This window comes from Halomonas sp. SIMBA_159, assembly GCF_046536035.1.
Taxonomy (GTDB): Bacteria; Pseudomonadota; Gammaproteobacteria; order Pseudomonadales; family Halomonadaceae; genus Vreelandella; species Vreelandella venusta_A.
The window spans coordinates 1-229 of record NZ_JAWJBT010001832.1 but is presented as its reverse complement, the minus strand read 5'-3'; the positions used below and the strand labels follow the sequence as shown (position 1 = coordinate 229).

1 pseudogene is annotated in these 229 nt (G+C 55.0%); it reads left to right on the top strand.

The features are described 5' to 3' along the window. Window positions 1-229, top strand: a pseudogene (locus R0J87_RS25525) (acetyl-CoA C-acyltransferase); the annotation flags it as partial.

Below are 229 nucleotides of genomic sequence, written 5' to 3'. Positions count from 1 at the left end.
GGCCGGGCCAAAGAGCTGGGCCTGAAACCGCTGGGCTATATTCGTTCTTATGCCTTTTCTGCGATAGGCGTAGAGCAGGATATGCTGATGGGGCCATCCTATGCGACCCCGCTGGCATTGGACCGTGCCGGTCTGACACTCTCAGATCTGACCCTGATTGAGATGCACGAGGCATTCGCCGCGCAAACTCTGGCGAATGTGAAAATGTTTGCTTCGAAGAAGTTTGCAC